A 24,368-nucleotide genomic window follows, 5' to 3' on the forward strand; every position below is an offset into this window, starting at 1 on the left:
CGTCAGCAGGTGGTGGGCGCGCCGCCTCAGTCCTCCTGGGGCGACGCCCACTCGTCGCCCCAGTCCGTGTCGCGCGCGGTCTTGTAGAGGGGGCCGTGCCGCTTGGTCACCGTCTCCCGGGCGAGGCCGTCCTCGGGGGTGCACAGGTCGAGCAGCACCTGGCCCTTGCGGATCTGCGGCTTGCGCACGACGCGGGCGGGCGCGGCCGGCACGTCCAGGTCGCGCACGGCGGCCACGTACGAGAACTTCTCGTCCTCGTACGGCAGCGAACCGCCCTTCACCTGCCGGTGGAGGGACGAGCGGCTCACCCGGGCGGAGAAGTGGCACCAGTCCGAGCCCGGCTGGATCGGGCAGGCGGCGCTGTGCGGGCAGGGCGCGACCACCCTGAACCCGGCCGCGATCAGGCGGTCGCGGGCCTCGATGACGCGGAGGTAGCCGTCGGGCGTGCCCGGTTCGATCATGACGACGGCGCGGGCGGCGCGGGCCGCCTCGTCGGTCACCGCCCGGCGGTCCGCCTCCGTGAGCTCGCCCAGGACGTAGGAGACGGTGACGAGGTCCGTGCCGTCGGGGATGGCAAGGGCGCCGCCGATGGTCTGCCGCCGCCACTGCGCCGTGCGCAGCCCCTCGTCCTGGGCGGCGCGGGCCAGCTCGGCGCCGAGCGCGAGGGCGGGCTCGGCCCAGTCGAGTACGGTCGTCCGCCGCTCGTGCCCCGCCCAGGCGGCGGCAACCGCCCAGCTCGCGGCGCCCGTACCGCCGCCGACGTCGACGTGCGAGGCGGGCACCCACTCCGGGAGCCGGTCCCGGAAGGCCTCCAGCGCGGACCGCACGGCCTCGAAGGTCGCGGGCATCCGGTACGCGGCGTACGCCACCACGTCGGAGCGGTCCCGCAGCACGGGTGTGTGCGTGGGGGTGCGCCCCCGGTAATTGGCGATCAGCCGCTCGACGGCCTGCGAGGCCTGGCGCGGCGGCAGCCCGTCGAGCACCGAGGCGAGCGCGGTGCGCAGATTGTCGGCGACGGGGAGGGGGTGGGGGGCGTGCATTCGCAAAATTCTACGGCCCGGGAAACGGGGCCCCGGGCGCGGCCGGGTCGATCACAGAGCGGCGCCCGACCTCCGCCAGGGCCTGCACAGGACCAGGAAGCTCACCACTGCCGCCACAGCGCAGGCAACCTGCACGACGGCCATCGGCACCGCCGTCCCCTCCCCCGCGATCCCCACCAGCGGTGACGCCACCGCCCCCAGAGCGAACGTCGACGTGCCCAGCAGCGCCGACGCCGACCCCGCCGCGTCGCGCGAGCGCATCAGCGCCTGGGCGTTCGTGTTCGGCATGGCCAGGCCCATCGCGGACATCAGCACGAACAGCCCGGCGGCGATCGGCACCAGCCCCGCCTCGCCGAAGACGCCGGAGGCCATCAGGAGCAGGGCGACGGACGCGAGGGTGACGACGGCGAGCCCGGCGCCGAGCGCCTTGTCGAGGCTGACGCGCCCGACGAGCACCTTGCCGTTGATCTGGCCGACGAGGACGAGGCCGACGGAGTTGACGCCGAAGAGCAGGCTGAAGGTCTGCGGGGAGGCCCCGTAGATGTCCTGGATCACGAAGGGCGACGCGGAGATGTAGGCGAAGAGGGCGGCGAAGGCGAAGCCGCCGGAGAGCATGTAGCCGGTGAAGACCCGGTCGCCGAGGAGCCCTCCCATGGACTTGAGGGTCTCGCGGAGCCCCCCGGCCTGGCGCCGCTCGGGCGGCAGCGTCTCGCCCAGGCCGCGCCAGACGACGAGGGTGAGCAGCAGCCCGACGGCGGTGAGGACGACGAAGACGCCCCGCCAGTCGGTGAGCCGCAGCACCTGCCCGCCGATGAGCGGGGCGACGACGGGGGCGACCCCGGAGATCAGCATGAGGGTGGAGAAGAAGCGGGCCATGGCGACGCCGTCGTAGAGGTCGCGCACGACGGCGCGGGCGATGACGATGCCCGCCGCGCCCGCCAGGCCCTGCACGAGGCGGAAGCCGATGAGCAGTTCCGCGGTGGGCGCGAGGGCGCAGACCGCGGTGGCGAGTACGTAGATCACCATGCCGGTGAGGAGGGGCCGGCGCCGCCCCCACTTGTCGCTCATGGGGCCGACGACGAGCTGGCCGAGCGCCATGCCCAGGAGGCAGGCGGTGAGCGTGAGCTGGACGGTCGCCGCGGGCCGGTGCAGGGCGTCGGTGACCTCCGGCAGGGCCGGGAGGTACATGTCCATGGACAGGGGCGGCAGGGCGGTGAGGCCGCCGAGGACGAGGGTGACGAGCAGGCCCGTGCGCCGGGCCGCGGCTATTCGGTCACCGCGGTCGCCGTGGTCGCCCTGGTCTGCACGGTCGCCGTGGGGAGCGTGCAGGTCTGGCTGTGGCTCGGCTGTGCCGCGGCCGGGGTCCGTCATGCGTCGCGCTCCAGGTCGTTGTCGGATCAACCATGGTGACACGGCCGCCGAGGGTCCCCGTGCGCGTCCGTACGGAGCACGAAGCGCCGTACGGAGGTCAACTCCCCCTGAAATCCATGGCATCCACAGGCAACCCCGCCCCCCACTTCTCCCGTGTTCCTCAATGAAGGCCGTGAATCAGGCCTACAAGGGAGGAACACGCCATGAACCGTGCATACCGCCTCGCCCTCACCGGTGCCCTCGGCGCCGCCCTCGTCGCCGGAGGCGCGACAGCCGCCTTCGCCGCCGCCCCGACCGCCGCGATATCCGCGCGGCCGGCCCTCACCGCGCAGGCGAGCACGTCCGCCGTCAACGCCTGGCAGGAATTCAAGGTCACCGGCAAGGCGACCGCCATCAAGCCGGGCACGCACGTCACGCTCCAGCAGAAGCAGGGCGCGAAGTGGGTCTCGCTGCCCGCCACCGTCGCGGTCGACAACAGCCACGCCTACGCGATGCGCGTCAAGCTCGGCATCAAGGGCAAGAACACCCTCCGCGTCACGGGCGGCCAGGCGACGTCCCCGGAATTCACGGTGACGGTGCGCTGAGGCCACTCCACACCGCGAGGCACCGGCTCCGCGGCCGGGCCTTGCGGTCGCCGCCGCATGGCTACTGTGTACCCATGCGGCAGGCGCCTGTCACGGCATCGCTCACGCAAGGGAGCCCACATGAGCGCGCACTCGGTGGAACACGGTGACGAACCGATCATCGAACGCCCGGAGAGAGCCATCTCCGCGCTGAGACAGGCTCTGGCTCGCGTGGCCCCGTCGAAGCTCCCTCTGATGGAGTCCGAGCGGGACGAAGTGCTCACTCTGGCAGCGGCGACGCAATCCGTCGGCCCCGTCAACGGGTTCCTGCTGCGCTGGGCGATGGTGGTGGAGATCGAACGTCACCCTGCGACGGCTCGTCGGCTGCACGAGGCCGAGCGCCTCGTCCGGGCGGCCTCGGACGAGGAGAGCATGCGCTCCGCCGCGCGTACGGCGGCCGACATCAAGGCAGCCGCCCGGCGGGCGGTCGGCGAGTGAGCGACGGCTGGACCTGGGAGTACTGGTGGCCGGAGACCGAGCTGGACCTCGGCCCGGTCCTGGCAGGCCAGATCAAGGAACGGTGTGAGGAGCTGCTCCGGGCCGCGGAGACCCTCTACATCTCCGGACAGCGTCACGAAGGCGGTTCCGAGGCACAGGTCGCCTATGTGGCAGGCGGCATGTTCGAGTACTTGATCGCGCCTCGGCTGCTGAAGCTGGTCGTGGTCAGCGTCACCGCATACTGATCTCCCGGGACACGGCCTTGCCCCCCTAGACCTCCGTCACCACCACGTCCAGTGACCACGTGCGGCCCGCGCGGGCCGGGGGTGTGGCTTCCACCGCGTAGCCCAGGACGCGCAGCGCGTCCACCAGTTGCGGCACGTCGGGCGGGGTCGCGCCCGACGTCAGGAGGTCGCGGACCAGGCGGCCCTTCGTCGCCTTGTTGAAGTGGCTCACCACGGACCGCTTCTCGACGCCGTTCACGATCTTCGACTGGAGCACCCGCACGGCCGCGGTGCGGGCCGCGATGTCGCCCTTGGGCTTCCACGCCGTGGCGTAGGCCGCCGACCTCAGGTCGAGCACCGGCCCGTCCGCCGCCACCTCCGGCAGGTGGGCCTCCATCGCGCCCCGCCAGTACGCGCCGAGCGCGCCCAGCCCCGGCAGCCGTACGCCCATCGAGCAGCGGTACGACGGGATCGGGTCGCCCACGCGCACCGCGCCCCACAGCCCGGAGAAGACCAGCAGGGAGCGTTCCGCGCGGCGGCGTGCCGCCGCGGGCAGGGTCGCGAGGCCCAGCGCGTCGTAGAGCACACCGGTGTAGATCTCGCCGGCCGGGCGGGTGCCCGCCGTCCGCAGGCCCGCGTTCTTCGCGATCTCGCCCCGCAGGCCGGGCGAGAGCCCCAGCACCTCCGCGGCCTTGTCCTCGTCGCCCGCGCACAGCTCCACCAGCTCCGTCAGCACGGCCTCGCGCGCCCCGGCGAGCCCCGGCAGCGACAGCGCCCCGACGTCCAGCGCGGCCCGGGCCCCGCCCTCGACGGCCGTGGCCTTCCCCTCGGACGGCGGCAACAGCACGAGCACGTCGATCTCCTCCAGTGGTTCTGCTCCGGTTATCGGCCCCGGGGCAGCCTAACGCCGTGCGCCCCGCTCACCGTGCCCCGCGCCCGTACCCCGCCTAGGCTCGGTGTCATGCCCCGCCGGCCGATCCACGTGACCGACGCGGACGGCACGCCCTTGCGGGCCGCCCTGCGCGAGTTGCGCGCGCGGACGGGGACGCCCACGGCCTTCCCCGCCGATGTCCTCGCGGAGGCCGAGCAGGCGGCGCGCAGGCCCCAGCTCCCGGCGTACGACGCCACCGACCTGCCGCTCTTCACCATCGACCCGCCCGACTCGATGGACCTGGACCAGGCGATGTACCTCGCGCGCCGGGAGGCCGGCGGCTTCCGCGTCCACTACGCGATCGCCGACGTCGCCGCCTTCGTCCGCCCCGGCCAGGCCCTCGACGCCGAGGCGCACCGCCGGGTGACGACCCTCTACTACCCCGACCGGCGCGTCCCCCTCCACCCGGACGTCCTCGGCGAGGGCGCCGCCAGCCTGCTGCCGGACCACACCCGGCCCGCCCTGCTCTGGCGGTTCGACCTGGACGCGGACGGCCGGGTCGAACGGACCGACGTGCGCCGCGCCCTCGTCCGCAGCCGGGCCAAGCTCGACTACGCGAGCGTGCAGCGCGCCATCGACTCCGGCACGGCCGAGGAGCCGCTGGTCCTGCTGCGGGAGATCGGCCTGCGCCGCGAGGAGCTGGAGCGCGCCCGTGGCGGGATCTCGCTCAACGTCCCCGAGCAGGAGATCGTCCACCGCGGCAACCACTACGCGCTCGCCTACCGCGCGCCCCTGCCCGCCGAAGGCTGGAACGCCCAGATATCCCTGATGACCGGCATGGCCGCCGCCGAGCTGATGCTCCGCACGGGCACCGGCGTCCTGCGCACCCTCCCGCCCGCGCCCGAGCCCGCCGTCGACAGGCTGCGCCGGGTCGCCCGCGCCCTCGGCGTCAACTGGCCCGAGGACATGCCGTACGCCGTGGTCGTCCGCGCCCTCGACCCCACCCACACCCAGCACGCCGCCTTCCTCCAGGAGTGCACCGCCCTCCTGCGCGGCGCCGGATACACGGTCTTCGACCGCGAGCGCCCCGCCGCCCACCCCGTGCCCGCCGACCCGGCCGCGCTCGCGCACGCAGCCCTCGCCGCGCCGTACACCCACTGCACCGCCCCGCTGCGCCGCCTCGTCGACCGCTACACGGGCGAGCTGTGCCTGGCCGCGGCCGCGGGGACCGAGCCGCCGGAGTGGGTACGGGTCGCGCTCGACGCCCTGCCAGGCGAGATGGAGACGGGCGCGCGGCGGGCCGCCCAGGTGGAGCGCGAGTGCGTGGACCTGGTCGAGGCGGCGCTGCTGCGCGACCGGATCGGCCAGGTCTTCGACGCGTACGTCGTGGACGTCCAGGAACAGCGCCCCACCGCGGGCACCGTCCACCTCTACGAGCCCGCCGTGGTCGGTCACGTCGAGGGCGACGGCGACGGCCCGCCACTGCCGCTGGGGCGCCGCATGCGGGTCCGGGTCATCGAGGCGGACCCGGGCCGCGACAAGGTGTGGTTCGCCCCGGCGTGACGGTCCGGCCCCGGCCTTGCGCGGGGATCAGGGCGCGGATCGCGGCGACCGCGCCGTACGCGTCCTCCGCGTGGCAGCGCACCGTGCGGACCTCCTCGCTCCGCCCGAAGAGCCGGGCCACCACGACCGGCTCCGTCAGCTCGACGGTCAGGGACGTCTGCGAGGCGATCGGCACGTCCAGAACGCCCTCGGGCGAGCCGCCTCCGCCGGGAAAGCGCAGCTCACGGCGGGCGGAGGCGATGAGGTGCGCGGGTATGCGCACATCGAGCAGCGCGCCGTGGCGGATGCGGAGGCCGTCGGGCCCGACGGTGTGCGGGCGGGCGACGCACCCGGCGTGCGCGCCGAGAACGAGCAGCACGGTATAGACGTCGAGGGCCAGCACCACCCCGTGGAGGACGGGGAGGGCCGCGGTGACGAAGAGCATGCCCACGGTCTCGACCCCGCAGACGAAGAGCAGCGCGTACACCGTCGACGCCTGGGCGCGGGCGTAGTCGAAGACCTGGACGGAGGCGCCGCCGGTGCCGTCGCGGCGCCGGACCGCCCACAGGGCGAGGCCCTTCCAGTTGCGCGCCTCGTACGTGCCCCAGTCCTTGAGCAGACTCATCCCCCGGTGTCCTCTCCCAGCAGGCCGATCGCGCGGCGCAGAGCCTCCGCCTGCGCCGGTGCGAGGTCGGCGAAGAGTGCGGCGATGAAGGGGTCGGCGCCGGGCGGCGCGGCGGCGGGGAGCCCCGGTTCCAGCACACCGGGCGGGATGCAGGCGGCGACGGCCCGGGCCGCGGCGTCCACCCGGGGGTCGTCCGGCGGCGCTTCGGCGAGCGCGTCGAGCAGGGCGTACGCCTCGTACATGCGCGGCATGGCCCCCGGCGCGGCGGCCATCGAACGCACCGCCGCGAGCAGGCGCTCGCGCTCCTCCGGCGGGGCGGTGGCCTCCAGCAGGGCCAGCAGCTCCCGCTCCTTGGCAGCCAGCGCGGACTCGGGGCCCGGGAGGGCGTGCGCCGCGCGGTCCATGTCGCCGAACAGCGCGGCGAGCTCGTCCGACACGGGGCCCTCGGCGGGCAGTCCGCCCTCGTCGGCGCGGCGCAGCAGGGCGGCCAGCCGGGTGCGGCGGGCGCGGATCGCCTCCTCCTGCCGGGCCAGGTCGGCGTCCAGCTCGGCCAGTACCTCGCGGAGCTCGCGCCCCGCGTCGTCGGCGAGGATGTCGCGCACCTCGTCGAGCCCGAGCCCCAGCCCGGTCAGCCGCCGGACGCGGGCCAGGGCGACGGCGTCCCGGAGGCCGTAGTGGCGGTAGCCGTTGGCGCGCCGCGGGGGCTCGGGCAGCAGCCCCAGGTGGTGATAGTGGCGCACGGTCCGCGTGCTGACGCCGGCCAGCGCCGCGAGCTCCCCGATCCTCATGTGATCACCATGGGACCAGTAGAAACGTTGACGCTGCGACAAGGTCAAGGGGCCTGCGTCACGCCAGGTAACATGGTCGGCACGGCGGACGAGCCGGCCGGGCGGCCGCGTGGGATCTTCGGATCCCCCGAGGAACGTCCGGGCTCCACACGGCAGGGTGGTGGGTAACGCCCACCCGGGGTGACCCGCGGGACAGTGCCACAGAAAACAGACCGCCGGGGGCCGCGAGGCTTCCGGTAAGGGTGAAACGGTGGTGTAAGAGACCACCAGCGTCCGAGGTGACTCGGACGGCTAGGTAAACCCCACCCGGAGCAAGGTCAAGAGGGGCCGCTTCACGGCGACCCTGCGCGGACGACCGAGGGCTGCCAGCCCGAGTCCGCGGGTAGACCGCACGAGCCTGTCGGCAACGGCAGGCCTAGATGGATGGCCGCCTCCCCGGCCGCCGCGAGGCGACCGGGAGACAGAACCCGGCGTACAGGCCGACTCGTCCGCCTCTAACCCCCTCTGACCTGCAAAAACGGGCTCAGCGGGGGCTTCTTTTTGGGCCCTGGGGAGAATCTGGGGAGAATCCGCCGGAGCGCTCTGCGTTCCGGCCTGCGTCGGCACCACCGCGCGGACCGCGGACGCCAGTAGCGAGCCGAGCGCGCGCCTACCTCACCAGGCGCGGCACACCCAACGTGAACATCCGCCCGCCGAAGGCCCTTTGAGGCCGTCCGGTCCCGTAGCTCACGACGGAGTGAGCGCCCACGCCTTCAGGCGGGGCCACCGGTTCGGCTCCGGCCGGGACCACCGGGGGCTGCACCGCCCATCAGTAACCGACCCCCGCCCGAGCGGGGGTGAGCCGAACGGGGTCGCAAGATCGTGCAGCCCCTCCTGCTCCAACAGCTTCTGTGCGTGGTGTGCGGTACGCACTCCGGCCCCAGGAGCTCACCCCGGCGAGGGTGACCGAACCGGACGGTGGAGAGGGTTCGAACCCTCTCCACGGGCCCCGGGCCCTCCTCGCAAGAGGGTCCGGGGATCGGTCAGCTCCGGATGAAGCCGTCTACGCCGGGAGCTCGCCTCTTGGCCTCCGTGTGGAACCACTCGACGAGATGAGTGCGGAAGAGCATGGCGGCGAACTCCGCATCCCACTCCGCACTCAGGTCCGGCATAACTCTCTGATCCCAAACGAAGGTGACTCCGGGATGGCTGGCCATGGAGAAGGAAGCAGATACCCAGACCCCATCATCTCGGTAATGCAGGGAAATTTCATGCAAAACGCCGCAGCTCTCTTCTGCTGCAAGATCGTTTCGCAGGCTAGGTTCTACGACCTGCTGGAAGCGGGATATCCACCAGCTCGGCTCTGCCTCGTCGCGTGACGTGTAGCCCACTGCTCCCTCTCGAATATTGATCACTCAAGAAAAGCTGTAATGATGCCGACCGGACGCCCATCAGGCGCTTCGCGCTCAGAGTAGACCACCCTGAACATCCGCCCGCTGGCCGTTCGATCCCTGACGACGATCGTGGTGTGATCGTTTTTGTCATCCCTGTAGTCACCGTCTTTGAGTGTGCTGTCTATCCACCCGATGAGGGAGGCGTCGTTCATGGGGTGCTTGTCCTGGATGTGCCTGTAGCCGAAGGTTAAATCTCCGTCACGCAGCGGCACGTCCTCACCGTTCCTGTTGAAAAACGTCGTGTACACCGACCACTTGTCGCGGTTGATCTGCAGCGATGATGCCGCCACGCTGCGTGTCTGCGAGGTTCCGACGGCCTGCGTCGGCCCCGCAGATACGCCGAGGAGTCCAGCGCAGGCCAAGGATGCTGCCGCAATTCCTGTCAGGACTTTCTGTGCAATCCTCATGGCAATTCCTCTGCGATTGACGTAACTGTGCATTGAATGCAAGCAACGTTTCGCTGGTTCGAGTGAGGCCGGATTAAGACACTCCGGTTTCGCTGTCCTCGAATCGCAAATTGCCTCTCGTTGATATTGACGCACTGTCCGCGAGGCTTGATCTCACCGTGCCGCCGTCCCGGTTCCCGTCGGTCGGCGCGTCAAACAGGTTGATTTTTGGCCCGGTTGGCCGAATTAAATTGGCTGAATCTGCAATTACTTATTGCCGATGGGAATTGTTACCAGCTCGGAAGGTGTCCTGGCGCGGCAGTCCGGCAACCGCGATACCGCACGGCAAGCTGGAGAGCGGCCGATGCCCACTGACTCCGGAGGTGCCACGGCGTACAGGGTCGTGGGCGGCGCTGCACATCAACGCCGATACCATGCAGGTAAGTTCGCTGACAGTCCGGCCTCACAAGTACGTTCCCAGCCACCTCTCGCTGGACGAGCTGGGGCAGGTCTACACAATCAACTTCGGCTAATCGGAGCGAGTCACCTCCAGCCTGATCACAGGTAGCATGTTCGGCCCCTTGTCCCGCCTTCGCGCGGGGCAAGGGGCCGAATTTCGTTTGAACACTGCCAACTCCGCGCTGGCTATGCCCCTTCGTCAGGTGGCGACCGCTGGTGCGAGTCGACGGGCGCGTTCATGGAGGTCCCGCGCGGCTGGATTCCTGAGGTAGGGGCGGATACGGGCGTTCATGCGGGACACACTCCGGTCGCATTGCCCGGACTGAACGTGCGGGTAGATATCGAGGACTTCGCTCCAGGTGTGGCACGCGGTTTCAAGGTGACCAAGCTCTAGCTGGCGTTCTGCGAGTATCGACAGATAGCGAACGCGGTTACGGCGGAACGACTGTGGCCTCAGCTTGTCGGACTCCTCAAGGGCGTCAATGGACCCCCTGACATCGCCGAGTTCATAGCGGACCTGACCTACGTGGTACAGGAGCGAGGAAGGGTTGTACGAACCGAAGGTCTTGGCCTGTGATTCGGCTTTCTCCATGGCGACTTCGGCTTCGCGCAGATACATCAGCGCCTCGGTCCGGGCGCCGGTCTGGGCCGCCGCATGGGCTTGCTGTCCGGCGAGGAAGGCACGCATGCGCGGCCCCGCCTGCGGGGATGCGGCTGCTGCGGCGTCGCCGAGCCGCACGGCTTCGCGTCCGTGGCCGAGGTCGACGGCTTGCACGCTCATGCCGCGCAGTGTCGTGCAGTAGGTCAGGTGGTCACCGGAGGCGCCGGCCAGTTCCAGCGCTTTGACGTAGTACTGCTGGGCCAGTCCGTGAACGCCTTCGTCCACCGCCATGTACCCGGTCAGGTAGCAGAGGTCGGAGGCCGCGGACATCATCGCCTGGCGGACGGGCTCCGGGGCGTCGGCCCGCAGGTACGGGGCCACGGTGTTGACGAGGAAGGCGGCGGCCATGGGGCGTGCGTGCCGTCCGCCGAACTGGTCGTCCAGGTCCGAGACACGTTCGGTCATGGCGATGACCATGTCGACGTCCGACATTCCGTAGGAGGCAAGCCCGTGCTGTGCCGCTTCCATGCGGCCGACCACGTCGGGCCAGTGGGGAATGGTGAGCGCGACCGAGAACAGCCCTACGCCCAGCACCCCGCGGCGGGACGGGTCCATGTCGTCCCTGCCCAGTTCGATCAGGCCCTCGACGGTGGCCGGCGGCCCGTCCGCCTCACTCTCCTGAGGCGTGGGGAACCCTGCCTCCGCATGGGTGACCGGGCGGCGCAGGCGTCGGGATAGCGCTTCGACAATGAGCGGCCGGGCGGCCTCCTTGGGCAGGTGGCCCTTCAGCCACTGGTGCACCGAGGGTTCCCGGTACTTCAACGGTGTCCCGTGCTCGGTGCCCAGGCGGTTGATCTCCTGCGCGAACTGACGCAGAGACCACCCCGTCGCCCGGTACAGCCGCTCCAGGCCCGCGTTCGGATCCCGTGCCCCCATATCCGCTCAACTCCTCGCGATGGGCCGCCACTTAAAGCTCTTAAATCCTGCCGCAGTCGCCACCGTACCGCCGCACCGTCCGTCGGCGGTTACCTGGTCAGGACCGGAATTCCGCGCAGGTGCGCAGAAGGGCAGTGCCATGACCGGGCAAGACGGCTGTTCCCGAGTGTTCGCCGTTCCGGGCGACTCCCCCGGAGCGGTGAGGGACGACGGGGCGTCACCGGGGGAGCGGGGGACTCCCGGAAGCGCCAGGCCCTGGCGCCGGGTGTTCACGGTGACCCGGGCCGGTGTGATCTGCCGTTCCGAACCATCCGAATCTCAGTGACCCAGGCAGGGAGAAGAGCGTTGACCACCTCCAGTACCCAGGACCCGGCCCCGCCCGTGCCGGGCGGCACGCGCACTCGCTTCGGGTGTGTGATCTACCTGTGCCCGTCCGGCGGAGACCGCGCGGCTGCGTTGCGCGAGGAGTCCGAGCGGTACGTGCAGGACATCGGATGGCGTGTCCTGGCCGTGATCGTGGAGAGCGAGCCGGAGCGTTCCCCGGTGGAGCGTGAGGGGCTCGGGCGGGCACTCGCCCTGGTCCGCGCCGAGCGGCCCAGGGCGATCTTCACGCCCTGGCGGTCGATGATCTCTCACCGCAAAGACCTCTACTACGCGTTCGCGGGCGCCGTGGAGGCGACCGGGGGGTTCGTGTACGCGAGGAACATGACCGGCCCGGACGAGGCGCCTGACTCCGATTGGGCGGTGGCCTGGTGACGGCCCCGAGCGCGGCCCGCCGGGCGCTGTCCAAGGCGATTGCCGCACGCGGAGCCAACGGCACCCTCCTGATCAGTCATGCCCTGGGCGAAACCCTGGACGGCCCCGACCTTCCGCCCGGATCACAGGCGTACCCGCCGTGTCGATGCCCGTTGCACCGCACCGGCCAAGGGCACCCCGACGTCGTCCTGAGGCAGGAGGACAGAGGACCCGAAGGCCACCCGTGCACGCCCCCCTTGACCGGGATCTACTGGCAGTGTGACTCTCTGCAACGCAGCGCAACACTCGCAGTAGGAAGGGTGCACCATGGGCTACACCTTCATTGACAAAGACCCCGAGTCCGACGTGAACGGGTGCCCGGCGGTCTGGGTGGATGACGACCGGCGGCTACTCATTCAGGGGCGGCAGGCCGGGGGGCGACGCTCAAGCTCGTACGCTGGCGGACTCGCCGCGATCCGAGGATGAGACGCTGATCGTTCTTGAACCGGGGATGATCCCGCTTCTGAAGGAGGCTATTCGTGTCGCAGAGTCTGGCTGAGTTCGCCGCTCTGCTCCGGCAGTGCGAGCGCTCGGCAGTGCACCTCGAGACCCGCCATGCGTACGCCGTCCCCGGAGAACATCCCGGTTTCGACGCCTGGCTGGCCCGAGAGCGAAAAACCTGGGAGGACCGTTCGTCGTGGTGGCGCGACGACTGGCACGGCCTCATTCAGGACATGACAGCGCAGGGTGTTTCGGTACGCCGTGCGCAGGTGATCAGCGAGCCAGTCTCGGACTACATCAGGTGGGAGCACTACGTCACGTACGGCAACGTCGCCTGCGGGGAGCAAGTCCGGTGGCTCCCGCGCCGTCAGGCATCCGACCTGGCGTTGCCTGGCAACGACATCTGGCTCTTCGATGACAAGCTAGTCCAGTTCAACATCTTTGACGGTGACGGCCGTTGGGTGCACACGGACTTCACGGAAGATGCGGGCGTGGCGGCGCGGTGTGCCGACATGTTCGAGGCGGTCTGGGAGCGAGCCATCCCGCACGACAAGTACAGCGTCTAACAGAACAGCGGCCAGTCCATGACCTTACCCCTGTCTACGGCTGAAGAGGCCCATAAGGCAGTTGCCGACCGGCTCATGCGCATGATGGAAGACGCCGATCTTTCGGGGGCCCGGCTGGCCGCTCTGTGCGGCTGGGACCGTTCCAAGACGCACCGGATCATCAATCGGAAGACGATCCCGAAGCCCGTTGACATCCGCGCTTGGTGCGCTGCGTGCGGCAAACCCGAAGAAGCCGAAGCGCTGATAGAGACCACTCGCACAGCCAAGACCCTGTACGTCCAGTGGACGCAGTACCTGAAGGGCGGGCTCAGTAAGGCACAGCACAGCAGCATCTACCAGGAGACACGCGCCTTTCGGGTCTACAGCTGCGGTGTGCTTCCCGGGATGCTCCAGACGGAGCCGTACGCCCGTGGCATTCTCCGCACGATCCGCCATTTCAGGAACCTGCCGGACGACGTCGAAGACGCCGTACAGGCCCGCCTGGAGCGCTCGGACGACGTCATCCAGGGCAGTCATCAGGTCTCGATCCTCATGGAGGAGTCGGCCCTGTACATGCCGATGACTGAACTTCCCCAGCACGCGGGGCAGCTGGAGCACTTCCTGTCAGTCATCGGGCGCCCCAACCTTTCCTTCGGGATCATCCCCAAAATGTCGCGCCGCTCGGTGTGGCCCATCGAAACCTTCTACGCGTTCGATGATCGCGAAGTTCAAGTCGAGACCCTGACAGCCATGGTCCGCGTGACGAACCCATCCGAGATCAACGTATACCTCAGTGCCTTCGCTCAGATGGCACGCGCAGCCGTGTACGGCCCGAAGGCCAAAGCCCTGATCAGGACGGCTCTCGACGCCTGCGAAGCGTGAAGGCGTACAACATCGTGCAACATCGCGGCCGCCAGGGCCCGTTGGTCCCTACCGTCTCCGCATGACCACGGACATCGAAGCAGCCGCACAGCAAGCCGACGCCTTCCTGGCAGGCAAGAAGAAGGCCGACGACACGGCCTTCATGCTGGGTCGTGTGCTGGCGGAGATGGGCATCAGGGTCGGTGACGAGGACTCGTGGCCGCAGATCACGGGCCGCGCGTCCCTCAGCGGTGAACCGTCCGTCTTCCTCGGGACGGTCCCGCTGCCGACGGCCAAGAAGCTGATCGACGCCCTGATCTACGCGGAGTCGGTGAAGCGGGGCGCACCCCATGTGCGCGGCTGCGGTCACGACGCCTAGCGCGGTGTCCGTACCCACCTATCAGGAAGGCACATCATGACCGACCTGTACGGGCTCGACATCGACAACGCCCAGTTCTCCAAGGCGTGCGGCGGCAACACCCACCCCGACGGCGAAGCGTGCGTGACCCTCGCCCGCATCGCTGACGACGCCTGGGCCATGGGCGACAGCAAGCGGCCCGGCGCCGAGCCGCTGAGGTTCACCACGGCGGAGCTGGACGCGGCCGGTATTGACCCGGCCCGCTTCAACCTCACGGCCTGACCCACGGCCTTCACGGCCACTCGTTGACCGGCGGCCTCCGCTCCCCGGAGAGGACGGAGGCCGCCTCTCCTTTGCTCTGGACAGGACGACCAGTTGCACGTTCACGGGTACCTCTGGACCGGTGAGAAGACCACGTTCGACAAGGAGAGCATCCGTCGCCCACTGCCCTCGTTGCCGCCGACGGCCACCAGCCCCGACGACGTACAGCAGCGGTACCGGGAAGCCGTCGCGGAGTGGAAGACCACCGACGTCCCGCCGATCGAAACAGCCCTGTGGCTGCGGAAGCCGGCCCGCCTCATCAGGGGCACGTGGGAGGAGCCGAAGGAGGCCGCGGACTGGCTGGGGCAGCAGCTCACCGAGCACGCGCCCCGCTTCGCGTCGGAGCACGACAGGGACACCACGAGGATGGTTGTCCTCGTTGCTTCCGCCGCCGAGCGCCTGGCCCTCGGTGGGGATGTCTCGCTCGGGTTCTACCTGCGAGGGGCCCTGTTCCTGTCGATGGCTCTGGTGACGTGCTCCCCGAACCGTGCTGAGCCTGAGCTTTCATGCCCTCTGAGCCAGGACGAACGGGAGAGACCTGGCTGACGGATCCAGCTCGCCCTACTCGAACGCGTCACGGATCTTCCGGCACCGTGGGACGGCACCCTCGTCACCGGCCTCACACCGATCACCCGTGAGACCGTTGTCGAGGACGATCTCCACGGCCTCGACGGCCTCGATGTTCTTCCGGTGCTCCTCGGGCATCGTCGCCGACCACTCGTAGGCGGAGCCGTAGTAGGCGGCGAGAGACGCTGTCCAGATACCAACTCCCAGCATCAGCGGCCACCTTGACTTCTTGGGCAGTTGGGGTACTACTTCTTGCCGATCGGGCCGCCGGCAGCGACCGGCGCCGGGCCACGGGGCCTCTGAATTCCGTCAGAGGCCGAGCAGAGGAGACCAACTGTGTTACGACGCAAAGCGGCTTCTGTAGCGGTCGTGGCAGTGCTGTCGCTCAGCGGGGCCATCACGGGCACCACAACCGCCACTGCGGCATCCGACGTTCAGGATGACTGCTACCACGGGCACACCCACAGCCAACCCGGCAGTGCCTACGGCATCATGAAAGGCACCTACAACCTCAAGACCGGGCCCTATCAGAAGTGCGGGAACGTGCGCAGCGTCTCCGCAGGCACCAAGATTTGGATCTGGTGCGAGACCACGAACAAGTACAACAACGACTGGGTCTATGCGCGGGTCGAAGGAACGAACGACGTCGGGTGGATGTCCTTCGACAACTACACCATGTACGGACTGACCTTCGACTGCGGGTGACCGGAAATTCGGCGCCTCGGGTCACGCTTGCCCAGCCGACGACACATGAATGAAGAGGCGGGGCCACCCCGGTGGCCCCGCCTCTGTCGCGAGCCGCGCGCCTCGCGGCGCCGGAGGGTTACAGGGGCCTGATGTTGGCGGCCTGCAGGCCCTTGGGGCCCGTCTTGATCTCGAATTCCACCCTCTGGTTTTCCTGCAGGGTCTTGAAGCCCTCCACACGTATCTCGCCGAAGTGGGCGAAGACGTCGTCACCGCCGCCCTCCGGGGTGATGAAGCCGAACCCCTTCGCGTCGTTGAACCACTTCACGGTGCCGGTGGCCATATCCCCTCCCAGGGACGTCAGTGGGCTGCGAGGCCGGATGGCTCCGCAGCGCAATGATCATGCCACTCAGGGTGCGGAACCGAAACCCACCCCCGCCATAGCGTTCACCCTCCATCCATTGCAATGACAGAGCAGCCGTCGTTGCGTTACCACCCAAGGCCCTTGCAACGATTCCACGACTCCTACCTGCACAAACGTCAATCCTGCGCAACAGATGCGTTGTCGACTCACAGAAAGCAACGTAGCGTTTCTGGAGTCGGAAACAACGAACGAGCACAGGAGAGCACGATGCAGAAGTTCGACACCCCTGCCCCGATCGCCGCCGTCCTGGACATCCCCGCCGGACGCGTTCAGTTCATCGCCGCCGACCGCCCCGACACCATCGTCGAGGTCCGGCCCGCCAGCCCCTCCAAGAGCCGCGACGCCAAGGCCGCCGAGCAGACCATCGTCACGTACGCCGACGGCGTCCTGCGGATCCACACCCCCGAGCCCAAGAGCCAGCTCTTCGGCCCCTCCGGGGCCCTGGAGGTCACCGTCCAACTGCCCGCCGGCTCCCGCGTCGAGGCCAGGGCCGCCGGTTCCGAGCTCCGCGGTGTCGGCCGCCTCGGTGACGTCGTCTTCGAAGGCGCGTACCGCCAGATCAAGATCGACGAGGCCGCGGGCGTCCGCCTCACCGCGGTCGACGGCGACGTCGAGGTCGGCCGGCTCAACGGCTCCGCGGAGATCAGCACCGCGAGGGGCGACATCCGGATCACCGAGGCCGTGCGCGGCACGGTCGTGCTCCGCACCCAGTCCGGCGACATCTCGGTCGGCGCCGCCGCCGGCGTCTCGGCCGCCCTGGACGCCGGCACCGACTACGGCCGCATCAGCAACTCCCTCAAGAGCGACGGCACCGCCGGACTCGCCATCCGCGCCACCACCTCCCACGGCGACATCACCGCCCGCAGCCTCTGACAGAGCAGAACCGCAGCCAACTCGGCCACGCCACACGCGAACAGGTGGAACACATGACGAAGAACAGCACTTCCCCGACCCGTTCGAAGTGGACCGGCATGGTGCCGGTCGACGACACGGCCCTGGCCGTCACCGACACCGGCGGCCCCGGCATCCCCGTGGTCTACCTCAACGGCCAGTTCGCCACCCAGGGGTACTGGCGGCAGGTGATCGCCGAACTGGGCCCCGAGTGGCGGCACATCACCTACGACGAGCGGGCCCGCGGCAGGAAGTCGAAGCGGTCGGCGGACTACTCCTTCGAGGCCGCCGTCCGGGATGTCGATGCCGTTCTCGCGGCCAGGGGCGTGGACCGGGCGCTGCTGGTGGGCTGGTCCTACGGAGCGGTCGTCGCGGCGCACTGGGCCGGCCGGAACCCGGAGCGCGCCCTGGGCGCGGTCCTGGTCGACGGCGCGTTCCCGTACGACTGGCTCGACGAGGCCATGGAGCAGCGGATCCGGAAGATGTTCCGGCGCATGGGCTGGTTCCTGCCGCTGCTGCGCCCGACGGGCCTGGCCCCACGGATGACCGCCGGGCAGCAGGCGGACAGCAACATCGAGCTCGGCAGGCTCTCCCGCGAGCACGAGCTGGGCCCCGTGCTGGACGACATCACCGTCCCGGTGCGGTACGTGGTCGCTTCGGGGACGTCCCTCGGAAGCCGCGGTGACGAGCAGGAACGGATACGCGCCGGTCTCGACGCGGTGACCGCCCGCAACGCGAACATCGAGATCAGCGCGAAGGTCGCGAGCAACCACGGCGCGCTCCTGAAGAAGGACTATCCGGCCATCGCCGGGGCCGTACGCGAGGTCGCCGCCCTCGACCGCGAGGAGCGCTGAAGACTCCGGTCTGCGCGCGGGCGGCAGGCCGGGCGGGGCCAACGTGCCGCCTTCGACGAGGACTTCGGCGTCCGAGCGCTCCCGCCGAGAAGGCCGTGCCTTACGGCACAGGAGTTTCCGCGACCGGCCTGCACGCCATCACATACGCCTGGCGGGTCGTCTCGCCCTTCTGCGGTTCACGGAGCATCCGGGTGTGTACGAGCAGTCCCGCGTCGTTCACCGCTCGGCATCGAGCCCTCCTCGAACCGTACGTCCGGGTGTTCCGCGCGGGCCGGCGCGACCATCCGCGGTGAGAGGTCGACGCCGAACACGGGCAGCCCCAGGCCGTGCAGATGGGCCGTCACCCGGCCCGGGTCTCCGCCGAGATCCACGCCAGATAGTCCGCGCTCCCGCCGAGGAGGGGGACGGCGACGATCTCGGGCGTCTCGTAGTCGTGGAGTTCGCCGAGGCGCGCGGCCAGTTCGTCCACCAGGTCGCCGCGCGTCTTGAAGTCGACGCGCCACTCCTGGGCGTGCTCGACCCTGCCCTCCCAGCGGTAGACGGAGGAGACGGGGTGGATCTGGGCGCAGGCGGCGAGCCGGGAGCCGATGACGTCGGCGGCCAGGGTCCGGGCCTTGACCTCGGCGTCGGTGGTGGTGGTCACCAGGGCGTAGGGAGGGGTCGTCATGACGCCGAGGGTAGACGCCGACCGGGTAAGGCCCCCACGCGCGTTGCACCCTGCGCAACCATCATTGCGTGCCCCGCTCCCCCACGGCAGGATGCCCACCGTGACCCCACCCCGCGACGTGCTCAGCCTCGCCCCCGTGCTTCCGGTGGTCGTTCTCGACGACGCCTCCGACGCCGTGCCGCTCGCGCGGGCCCTGGTCGCGGGCGGGCTGCGGGCGATCGAGATCACGCTGCGCACGGGCGGCGCGCTGGACGCGATACGGGCCGTGGCGGCCGAGGTGCCCGAGGCGGTCGTGGGCGCGGGCACCGTGCTGACGCCCGGTCAGGCGGAGGCGGCGACGGCGGCCGGGGCCCGGTTCCTGGTGAGCCCGGGGTGGACGGAGCGGCTGCTCAGGGCGGCGCGGGGGGCCGGGGTGCCGTTCCTGCCGGGGGTGTCGACCGCGTCGGAGGTGATGGCGCTGCTGGAGCGGGGCGTGCGCGAGATGAAGTTCTTCCCCGCCGAGGCGGCGGGCGGTACGGCGTTCCTCAAGTCCCTCGCCGGGCCGCTGCCGGCGGCCCGCTTCTGCCCGACGGGCGGCATAGGCCCGGACACCGCGCGCGACTACCTCGCCCTGCCCAACGTGGGCTGCGTGGGCGGTACGTGGATGCTGCCCGCCGACGCGCTCGCGGACCGGGACTGGGCGCGGGTGACCGAACTCGCCCGCGGGGCGGCCTCCTTGCGCGGCTGAACCCGGGGCCGCGCGCCCGGCGGTCACGCAGCGGTCACCTCACCCCACCGATGCGGTGTCGTCCGAAAGGGTCAATCTTCAGAACGCGCCATGGAACGCCATCGAACGCCATGCCCCCGCCGTACCTGCGCCGGTACCCGGCCGCGGCCCCGTAACCGGCGCACCGCGCGCGGAATTCCGGCTCCTGACCCGCGCTCCTTCCGCGTAGCCTGCTGATCGCCATGAACGATTTCGTTGACGAGGCCCGCTCGCGAGTCGCACACCTGCTCAGGATGGCCAACACCACGGACGCCCGGATCAGGGCGCGGATCATCGAGTACGCGGACAACACCCCGGAGCCGCCCGTCATGAGCCGCGCCGGGATCGTCACCACCGGCTGCCCGCGGTGTCTGCGGACCGCGTGGCGGCAGCACGACGCGGAGGGCCCCGTGTGGGTCTGCGCGTCGTGCGGCCATGTGGAAGGAGTGATCGTGAAGTGCCCCCACTGCGCTGTCGCCATGACACCGCCGCCCATGGGTGCCCCGGACCGCTGGCAGTGCCCGACGTGCCCGCGCGTCGCGGCGACGGGCGAGAGCGCCCAGGACATCGAGGAGCGTGAGCGGCAGCGCCTCGCGGCGCTCGCGGCCCTGAACGAGGCGATAGCACTGCGCGCCGCCGAGTAGCGCCGGTGGCACCCCCGCCCGGGCGGGGGTGCTACCGCAGGTGCGACGTGTCGTTCAGCAGCCGTACGGACGCGTTGCCGTCGGCGTAGTAGGCCACCGCCGAGAGGGAGGCCGCGGACAGCTCCATCCGGAACAGCGACTCCGGCGGGGCGCCCAGCGCGAGACGGACGAGGGTCTTGACCGGGGTCACGTGCGTGACCAGCAGGACCGTCCGGCCCGCGTACCGCGCGAGGAGCTTGTCGCGGGTGAGCGCCACCCGGCGGGAGACCGTGGCGAAGCTCTCGCCGCCACCGGTCGGCGCGGCCTTGGACGAGCCGAGCCAGGCGTCGAGGTCGTCGGGCCAGCGCTCCTTGACCTCGGCGAAGGTCAGGCCCTCCCAGGCGCCGAAGGACGTCTCGCGCAGGCCCTCCTCGACCCGCACCTCCAGGCCGAGGCGCGCGGCCACGGCGGCGGCCGTCTCGCGGCAGCGCCGCAGCGGCGAGGACACGACGGCCTGTACGGTGCCGCGCGCGGCGAGGGCGGCAGCGGCCGCCTCGGCCTGGCGGCGCCCGGCGGGCGACAGTTCGGGGTCGGTGCCGCCGCTCCCGGAGAACCGCTTCTGCGGTGTCAGGGCCGTCTCGCCGTGCCGCAGCAGGACGAAGGTGGTGGGCGTACCGAGGTCGGCCGGTGCCGCCCAGCCGACGGGCGCGGCCTTGGGCTCGGCGAGCGGGGGCTCGGGCGCGAGCGCCGGTACGGCTGCTTCCGCTGCCGGCCGCTCGCGGACGGACCCGGTGGAGCGGACGGCCGCGGTGGACGCGCCGGGCTCCCACTGCCTGCCGTGCCGCCCGGCGTCCATGGCCTCGTTGGCGAGCCGGTCCGCGTGCTTGTTCTGCTCGCGCGGGATCCACTGGTAGGAGACCTGGCCGGCCGGCAGGACCGTACGGGCCTCGGCGGCCAGTGGTTTCATGTCCGGGTGCTTGATCTTCCAGCGGCCGGACATCTGCTCCACGACGAGCTTGGAGTCCATCCGGACCAGGACGGTGGCCTCCGGGTCGAGGGCCTTCGCCGCCCGCAGGCCCGCGATGAGGCCCTTGTACTCGGCGACGTTGTTGGTGGCCGTGCCGATGTACTCGGCGGCCTCCGCGAGGGCCTCGCCCGTCGCCGGGTCCAGGACGACGGCGCCGTAGCCGGCGGGCCCCGGGTTGCCCCGGGAGCCGCCGTCCGCCTCGACGACGAAGCGATTCGCCATGGGACTTACAGGCCCGACTCGGACGTCCGGACCAGGATGCGGGTGCAGTTCTCGCAGCGCACGACGGCGTCCGCGGCGGCGGCGCGGACCTCGTTGAACGCGGTGATGTCGAGCTCCACGCGGCAGCCCTCGCAGCGGCGCTGGTAGAGGCGGGCCGCGCCGACGCCGCCCTCCTTGACGCGGAGCTTGTCGTAGAGCTTGAGCAGGTCCGCCGGGACGGAACCGGCGACGATCTCGCGCTGCTTGGTGACCGAGGCGGCCTCGGTGTCGATCTCCGCGAAGGCGGCGTCGCGGCGCGCGCCGGCGTCGGCGACCTTGGCCTGGACGGACTCCACGCGGCCGGTCAGCTCGGTGACCCGCTCCTGCGCGGACTCCCGGCGCTCCATGACCTCGAGGACGACGTCCTCCAGGTCGCCCTGGCGCTTGGCGAGCGAGACGATCTCGCGCTGGAGGTTCTCCAGGTCCTTGGCGGACATGCCGACGCCGGTGTCCAGGCGCTGCTGGTCACGGGCGGCGCGCTGGCGCACCTGGTCGACGTCCGACTCGGCCTTGGTCTGCTCGCGGGCGGTGTCGCTCTCCTCGGTCTGCGCGGCGACGAGGAGGTCGCGGTGCTGGGTGAGGTCGGCCTCCAGGGAGGCGATCTCGGCGTGCTCGGGCAGGCTCTTGCGCTTGTGGGCGAGCTGTCCGAGGCGGGTGTCCAGGGCCTGGAGGTCGAGGAGGCGGATCTGGTCGGCGGGCGCGGCGTTCAGTTGGGGGCTCCTGTGGTTATTTGTTCGGGAAGGTGGACGCCGCGTGGGCGGTCCAGGGGTCGGTGACCGTACGGGAGATATGGGTGCGCAGGCCCCACCCGTGGCGGTCGGAGATCTCGTCGAGCTGGGCGGCCGCCTGCTCGATCCAGGGCCACTCGGTGGCCCAGTGCGCGGCGTCGACCAGGGCGAGCGGGCTGTGCTGCTGGGCCTCGGACGCGGGGTGGTGACGCAGGTCGGCGGTGACATAGGCGTCCACGCCCGCGGCGCGCACCTCGTCGAAGAGCGAGTCGCCGGAGCCGCCGCAGACCGCGACCGTGCGGATCGTGCGGTCCGGGTCGCCCGCGACGCGGATGCCCTGCGCGGTGGAGGGCAGCCGCCGGGCGGCGCGCTCGGCGAACTCGGAGAGCTTCATCGGCGGGTCGACCGCGCAGATCCGGCCGAGGCCGCGGCGGCCGGCGGGGTCGCTCGGGTCGGGCACCAGCGGCCCGGTGACGCGCAGGTCGAGCGCGCCGGCGAGGGCGTCGGAGACGCCGGGGTCGGCGCGGTCGGCGTTGGTGTGCGCGACGTGCAGGGCGATGTCGTGCTTGATGAGGGTGTGCACGACCCGGCCCTTGAAGGTGGAGGCCGCGACCGTGGTCGTCCCCCGCAGATAGAGCGGGTGGTGGGTGACCAGCAGGTCGGCGCCGAGCTTCACGGCCTCGTCGACGACCTCCTGCACGGGGTCGACGGCGAAGAGGACCCGGCCGACGGCGGCCTCGGGGTCGCCGCAGACCGTGCCGACGGCATCCCACTGCTCGGCCCGCTCCGGGGGCCAGAGAGCGTCGAGGGCGGCGATGACTTCAGACAGTGCGGGCACGGGGGAAAGGCTACCTGTCCGGCGTGCCCGCACGGCCATCGCGCGGGCCGGGGTCTACTCCACGGTCTACTTCACGAGGAAGCCGCGGAGATCGTCCAGGACGCTGTTCGCCGCGGTGACGCCCAGGCCGAGGTACCAGGTCTCGTCCTTGACGTCCTTGGCGTGGCCGTCGCGGACCGCCTTCAGGTCCTTCCACAGCGGGTTGTCCTGGGCGCTGTCGCGCTTGGTCCTGTCCGGGTCGCCGTAGACACCGGTGAAGATCCAGTCGGCGTCGGCCTGGTCGATGTTCTCCGGGCTGATCTGCTTGGCGAGCTCGTCGCCCTGCTGGTTCTTCGGGCGCGGCAGGCCGGCGTCCTTGAGGATGGTGCCGATGAAGGACTGCCCGGCGTAGAGGCGGGTGAACTGCGGCATGTAGCGGAGCATGGTGATCGTCGGCTTCTTCGCGCCGACGTCCTCGCCGAGCTTCTTCGCCTTGGCCTCGTAGGCGTCGAGGTTCTTCTTCGCCTCGGCGGTCCGGTCCAGGGCGGCGGCGTTGAGGAGGTAGTTCTCCTTCCAGGTGAAGCCCGGGCGGACGGAGAACACGGTCGGCGCGATCTTCGACAGGTCCTTGTAGCTCTTCTCCGCGCGCAGCTTGCTGCCGAGGATCAGATCGGGGTGGAGGTCGTTGATCGCCTCCATGTTGAGGTTGTTGATCGTGCCGACGCTCTTGGGCTCGCCCGCGTCCTTCTTCAGGTAGTCGGGGATGCCCTGGCTGCCCTCGGTGGGCGCCCAGCCGACCGGCTTCAGGCCGAGCGAGACGACGTTGTCGAGCTCGCCGACGTCGAGGACGACGACGCGCTTGGGCCGCTCCTTGATCTCCGTGGTGCCGAGCGCGTGGGTGACGGTGCGCGGGAACTGCCCGGGGGCCGCGTCCGTGCCCATCTTCTTCGTCTGCTCGCCCGCCTTGCCGAAGTCCTTGCCGCCCTCGGCCACGGCCTTGGAGCCGTTGCCGCCGTCCTTGCCCGCCGCGTCCTTGCCGCCGTCGGAGGAACCACAGGCCGCGAGCGAGAGCGCGGCGGCTGCGGAGAGGACGACGGCGGCGGTGCCGCGGCGACGAAGAGACATCACGAGCTCCAGGGATAAGAGGGCGGACGGGTCAGGCATGCAGGCCCGTCGAGCGGCCGTCAAGAGGACCTGCCCGGCCACTTAGGTTCGCCTTACCTTAAACGGACGGGACCGCACGAAGCACACCCACCCCCCATCGCTCAGGCGAATCGGACATCGGCCACCCTTACGCGTGAAGCGGACCCGCTCTCATTGTTCGGCTGGTAGTGCGATAACTACGTTCAGTGCCGGAGGTGACGTTTCTCATGACGGTCTGTGCCCCCCAGAGCACTCCACAGAGCACCCCACGGAGTGCGT

The 24,368-nt window shown here is 70.5% G+C and carries 30 protein-coding genes, 1 tRNA gene, 1 other RNA gene and 1 pseudogene; 17 read left to right on the top strand and 16 right to left on the bottom strand.

The genetic code is table 11. The features are described from left to right. Nucleotides 1-26 precede the first annotated feature (26 nt). Together ABD269_RS22705 and ABD269_RS22710 are read right to left on the bottom strand one after the other, a co-directional pair. Complete coding sequence (locus tag ABD269_RS22705; RefSeq protein ID WP_344120447.1) at nucleotides 27-1,040, bottom strand: small ribosomal subunit Rsm22 family protein; 1,014 nt, start codon at nucleotides 1,038-1,040, stop codon at nucleotides 27-29. A 51-nt stretch (nucleotides 1,041-1,091) separates the two neighbouring features. Beyond that, nucleotides 1,092-2,411, bottom strand: a complete 1,320-nt coding sequence (locus tag ABD269_RS22710; RefSeq protein WP_344120449.1) for a multidrug effflux MFS transporter — start codon at nucleotides 2,409-2,411, stop codon at nucleotides 1,092-1,094. 203 nt (nucleotides 2,412-2,614) lie between these two features. Here ABD269_RS22710 and ABD269_RS22715 point away from each other — a divergent pair, with 203 nt between their 5' ends. The 3 genes from ABD269_RS22715 to ABD269_RS22725 all read left to right on the top strand — a co-directional run bounded on the left by ABD269_RS22715 (nucleotide 2,615) and on the right by ABD269_RS22725 (nucleotide 3,717). Further along, entirely contained in the window at nucleotides 2,615-2,995 is a 381-nt protein-coding gene (locus ABD269_RS22715; protein ID WP_301887798.1) for a hypothetical protein, read from the top strand. Between the two features lie 120 nt (nucleotides 2,996-3,115). Next, nucleotides 3,116-3,472: a hypothetical protein gene (locus tag ABD269_RS22720; RefSeq protein WP_344120451.1), complete on the top strand. Its 357-nt coding sequence runs from the start codon at nucleotides 3,116-3,118 to the stop codon at nucleotides 3,470-3,472. Next, complete coding sequence (locus ABD269_RS22725; RefSeq protein WP_344120453.1) at nucleotides 3,469-3,717, top strand: hypothetical protein; 249 nt, start codon at nucleotides 3,469-3,471, stop codon at nucleotides 3,715-3,717. The genes ABD269_RS22720 and ABD269_RS22725 overlap by 4 nt, the downstream gene beginning before the upstream one ends. A gap of 25 nt (nucleotides 3,718-3,742) precedes the next feature. Here the strand turns inward: ABD269_RS22725 and yaaA are convergent, their stop codons facing one another. Further along, entirely contained in the window at nucleotides 3,743-4,549 is an 807-nt protein-coding gene (gene yaaA, locus ABD269_RS22730; protein WP_344120455.1) for a peroxide stress protein YaaA, read from the bottom strand. Between the two features lie 108 nt (nucleotides 4,550-4,657). Here yaaA and ABD269_RS22735 point away from each other — a divergent pair, with 108 nt between their 5' ends. Further along, the gene (locus tag ABD269_RS22735) at nucleotides 4,658-6,130 is read left to right on the top strand and encodes an RNB domain-containing ribonuclease (RefSeq protein WP_344120457.1); all 1,473 of its coding nucleotides are present in this window, start codon (nucleotides 4,658-4,660) and stop codon (nucleotides 6,128-6,130) included. Here the strand turns inward: ABD269_RS22735 and ABD269_RS22740 are convergent. Together ABD269_RS22740 and ABD269_RS22745 are read right to left on the bottom strand one after the other, a co-directional pair. Further along, nucleotides 6,081-6,734, bottom strand: a complete 654-nt coding sequence (locus tag ABD269_RS22740; protein ID WP_344120459.1) for a hypothetical protein — start codon at nucleotides 6,732-6,734, stop codon at nucleotides 6,081-6,083. The genes ABD269_RS22735 and ABD269_RS22740 overlap by 50 nt on opposite strands. Next, the gene (locus ABD269_RS22745) at nucleotides 6,731-7,522 is read right to left on the bottom strand and encodes a MerR family transcriptional regulator (RefSeq protein ID WP_344120461.1); all 792 of its coding nucleotides are present in this window, start codon (nucleotides 7,520-7,522) and stop codon (nucleotides 6,731-6,733) included. Before ABD269_RS22745 ends, ABD269_RS22740 begins: the two co-directional genes overlap by 4 nt. A gap of 89 nt (nucleotides 7,523-7,611) precedes the next feature. Between ABD269_RS22745 and rnpB the strand changes: the two genes are divergently transcribed. Beyond that, nucleotides 7,612-8,013, top strand: an RNA gene (gene rnpB / locus ABD269_RS22750) — RNase P RNA component class A. Between the two features lie 224 nt (nucleotides 8,014-8,237). Next, nucleotides 8,238-8,311: transfer RNA gene (locus ABD269_RS22755), tRNA-OTHER, on the top strand. A 233-nt stretch (nucleotides 8,312-8,544) separates the two neighbouring features. Here ABD269_RS22755 and ABD269_RS22760 read toward each other — a convergent pair. The 3 genes from ABD269_RS22760 to ABD269_RS22770 form a co-directional block, all read right to left on the bottom strand. Further along, complete coding sequence (locus tag ABD269_RS22760) at nucleotides 8,545-8,916, bottom strand: hypothetical protein (RefSeq protein WP_344120463.1); 372 nt, start codon at nucleotides 8,914-8,916, stop codon at nucleotides 8,545-8,547. Continuing rightward, complete coding sequence (locus ABD269_RS22765) at nucleotides 8,913-9,362, bottom strand: hypothetical protein (RefSeq protein ID WP_344120465.1); 450 nt, start codon at nucleotides 9,360-9,362, stop codon at nucleotides 8,913-8,915. The genes ABD269_RS22760 and ABD269_RS22765 overlap by 4 nt, the downstream gene beginning before the upstream one ends. A 637-nt stretch (nucleotides 9,363-9,999) precedes the next feature. Beyond that, nucleotides 10,000-11,337 (bottom strand): tetratricopeptide repeat protein, encoded by a 1,338-nt coding sequence (locus tag ABD269_RS22770; RefSeq protein ID WP_344120467.1) that lies wholly within the window; start codon nucleotides 11,335-11,337, stop codon nucleotides 10,000-10,002. 345 nt (nucleotides 11,338-11,682) lie between these two features. Between ABD269_RS22770 and ABD269_RS22775 the strand changes: the two genes are divergently transcribed. From ABD269_RS22775 to ABD269_RS22800, 6 genes are all read left to right on the top strand, one after another. Then, the gene (locus ABD269_RS22775) at nucleotides 11,683-12,093 is read left to right on the top strand and encodes a hypothetical protein (RefSeq protein ID WP_344120469.1); all 411 of its coding nucleotides are present in this window, start codon (nucleotides 11,683-11,685) and stop codon (nucleotides 12,091-12,093) included. A 518-nt stretch (nucleotides 12,094-12,611) separates the two neighbouring features. Continuing rightward, nucleotides 12,612-13,139, top strand: coding sequence for a DUF6879 family protein (locus ABD269_RS22780; RefSeq protein ID WP_344120471.1), 528 nt, complete (start codon nucleotides 12,612-12,614; stop codon nucleotides 13,137-13,139). Nucleotides 13,140-13,214: 75 nt separating this feature from the next. Further along, on the top strand, nucleotides 13,215-14,000 hold the full coding sequence (locus ABD269_RS22785) for a DUF5753 domain-containing protein (RefSeq protein ID WP_344120473.1): 786 nt from the start codon (nucleotides 13,215-13,217) through the stop codon (nucleotides 13,998-14,000). 61 nt (nucleotides 14,001-14,061) lie between these two features. Beyond that, a complete protein-coding gene (locus ABD269_RS22790) occupies nucleotides 14,062-14,358 on the top strand; it encodes a hypothetical protein (RefSeq protein ID WP_344120475.1) in 297 nt (98 codons plus the stop codon). Nucleotides 14,359-14,394: 36 nt separating this feature from the next. After that, entirely contained in the window at nucleotides 14,395-14,619 is a 225-nt protein-coding gene (locus ABD269_RS22795) for a DUF397 domain-containing protein (RefSeq protein ID WP_344120477.1), read from the top strand. Between the two features lie 93 nt (nucleotides 14,620-14,712). Then, a complete protein-coding gene (locus ABD269_RS22800; RefSeq protein ID WP_344120479.1) occupies nucleotides 14,713-15,204 on the top strand; it encodes a hypothetical protein in 492 nt (163 codons plus the stop codon). A gap of 15 nt (nucleotides 15,205-15,219) precedes the next feature. On the opposite strand, the gene ABD269_RS22805 is transcribed toward ABD269_RS22800, so the two are convergent. Next, nucleotides 15,220-15,435: a hypothetical protein gene (locus tag ABD269_RS22805; RefSeq protein WP_344120481.1), complete on the bottom strand. Its 216-nt coding sequence runs from the start codon at nucleotides 15,433-15,435 to the stop codon at nucleotides 15,220-15,222. Nucleotides 15,436-15,594: 159 nt separating this feature from the next. Between ABD269_RS22805 and ABD269_RS22810 the strand changes: the two genes are divergently transcribed. Beyond that, complete coding sequence (locus ABD269_RS22810) at nucleotides 15,595-15,930, top strand: hypothetical protein (RefSeq protein ID WP_344120483.1); 336 nt, start codon at nucleotides 15,595-15,597, stop codon at nucleotides 15,928-15,930. Nucleotides 15,931-16,048: 118 nt separating this feature from the next. On the opposite strand, the gene ABD269_RS22815 is transcribed toward ABD269_RS22810, so the two are convergent. Beyond that, on the bottom strand, nucleotides 16,049-16,252 hold the full coding sequence (locus ABD269_RS22815; RefSeq protein WP_301887773.1) for a cold-shock protein: 204 nt from the start codon (nucleotides 16,250-16,252) through the stop codon (nucleotides 16,049-16,051). A 288-nt stretch (nucleotides 16,253-16,540) separates the two neighbouring features. On the opposite strand from ABD269_RS22815, the gene ABD269_RS22820 reads away from it, so the two are divergent. Next, nucleotides 16,541-17,206, top strand: coding sequence for a DUF4097 family beta strand repeat-containing protein (locus ABD269_RS22820; RefSeq protein ID WP_344120485.1), 666 nt, complete (start codon nucleotides 16,541-16,543; stop codon nucleotides 17,204-17,206). A gap of 53 nt (nucleotides 17,207-17,259) precedes the next feature. Then, nucleotides 17,260-18,078: an alpha/beta fold hydrolase gene (locus tag ABD269_RS22825; protein WP_344120487.1), complete on the top strand. Its 819-nt coding sequence runs from the start codon at nucleotides 17,260-17,262 to the stop codon at nucleotides 18,076-18,078. 227 nt (nucleotides 18,079-18,305) lie between these two features. Here the strand turns inward: ABD269_RS22825 and ABD269_RS22830 are convergent. Then, nucleotides 18,306-18,446, bottom strand: a pseudogene (locus tag ABD269_RS22830) (class I SAM-dependent methyltransferase); the annotation flags it as partial. Beyond that, nucleotides 18,419-18,745, bottom strand: a complete 327-nt coding sequence (gene cutA, locus ABD269_RS22835) for a divalent-cation tolerance protein CutA (RefSeq protein ID WP_301887770.1) — start codon at nucleotides 18,743-18,745, stop codon at nucleotides 18,419-18,421. The gene cutA and the pseudogene ABD269_RS22830, both read right to left, overlap by 28 nt. 91 nt (nucleotides 18,746-18,836) lie before the next feature. Between cutA and ABD269_RS22840 the strand changes: the two genes are divergently transcribed. Beyond that, nucleotides 18,837-19,472 carry a bifunctional 4-hydroxy-2-oxoglutarate aldolase/2-dehydro-3-deoxy-phosphogluconate aldolase gene (locus ABD269_RS22840; RefSeq protein ID WP_344120490.1) on the top strand — a complete coding sequence of 212 codons (636 nt, stop codon included), beginning with the start codon at nucleotides 18,837-18,839 and terminating at the stop codon, nucleotides 19,470-19,472. 221 nt (nucleotides 19,473-19,693) lie between these two features. Then, nucleotides 19,694-20,134: a hypothetical protein gene (locus tag ABD269_RS22845; protein ID WP_240351341.1), complete on the top strand. Its 441-nt coding sequence runs from the start codon at nucleotides 19,694-19,696 to the stop codon at nucleotides 20,132-20,134. Between the two features lie 31 nt (nucleotides 20,135-20,165). Here ABD269_RS22845 and ABD269_RS22850 read toward each other — a convergent pair whose 3' ends face one another. From ABD269_RS22850 to ABD269_RS22865, 4 genes are all read right to left on the bottom strand, one after another. Further along, nucleotides 20,166-21,362, bottom strand: a complete 1,197-nt coding sequence (locus ABD269_RS22850; RefSeq protein WP_344120493.1) for a bifunctional RNase H/acid phosphatase — start codon at nucleotides 21,360-21,362, stop codon at nucleotides 20,166-20,168. Nucleotides 21,363-21,367: 5 nt separating this feature from the next. Beyond that, entirely contained in the window at nucleotides 21,368-22,111 is a 744-nt protein-coding gene (locus ABD269_RS22855) for a zinc ribbon domain-containing protein (RefSeq protein WP_301894503.1), read from the bottom strand. A gap of 16 nt (nucleotides 22,112-22,127) precedes the next feature. Continuing rightward, entirely contained in the window at nucleotides 22,128-22,967 is an 840-nt protein-coding gene (locus ABD269_RS22860; RefSeq protein ID WP_301887767.1) for a Nif3-like dinuclear metal center hexameric protein, read from the bottom strand. A 66-nt stretch (nucleotides 22,968-23,033) separates the two neighbouring features. After that, nucleotides 23,034-24,071, bottom strand: coding sequence for an ABC transporter substrate-binding protein (locus ABD269_RS22865; RefSeq protein ID WP_344120495.1), 1,038 nt, complete (start codon nucleotides 24,069-24,071; stop codon nucleotides 23,034-23,036). Nucleotides 24,072-24,368 lie beyond the last annotated feature (297 nt).

Source organism: Streptomyces blastmyceticus (assembly GCF_039521185.1).
In the GTDB taxonomy this organism is placed as follows: Bacteria; Actinomycetota; Actinomycetes; order Streptomycetales; family Streptomycetaceae; genus Streptomyces; species Streptomyces blastmyceticus.